This window comes from Ancylomarina longa, from assembly GCF_003996985.1.
In the GTDB taxonomy this organism is placed as follows: Bacteria; Bacteroidota; Bacteroidia; order Bacteroidales; family Marinifilaceae; genus Ancylomarina_A; species Ancylomarina_A longa.
Genome location: NZ_RJJX01000310.1, coordinates 1 through 368, shown reverse-complemented (window position 1 = coordinate 368; position 368 = coordinate 1). Strand labels below are relative to the sequence as shown.

At 41.3% G+C, this 368-nt stretch carries 1 protein-coding gene; it reads right to left on the bottom strand.

The annotated features are described in order from the left end of the window. Positions 1-213, bottom strand: a 213-nt coding sequence (locus tag DLK05_RS17305; RefSeq protein WP_209319986.1) for a GFA family protein, incomplete at its 3' end; no start/stop codon positions are given. Between the last annotated feature and the right edge of the window lie 155 nt (positions 214-368).

Genomic DNA, 368 nt, shown 5'->3' with positions numbered 1-368 from the left:
ATAAAGCTTGAGTACATCTTCGCCCGACAGTATTTTAATACCACTAAGATCAACCGAGCCCACAATAGCGCCTTTTCTTCGACATATTGAACAGTCACATCGTCTCGGATTTTCAATCCCATTAGGTAGCGTTAACTCTAAAACAACCGAGCCACAATGGCAGGTCGCTTTATGTTTTGATTGAATCTCTGTGTTACCGACTTTCTTAATCATCATCTAACTCCCTTTGTTCTATTTGCTATAACTGCTTTTCCATAAGAAGAAGCGCCCAGATTTCTCCTTCAAACGATCGTGTTCCCATTTCTCGTGATGTCTGAACAAAGCCTAACGATTCGTAACAGTGCTTCGCCACTTGATTGTGTTCAAAG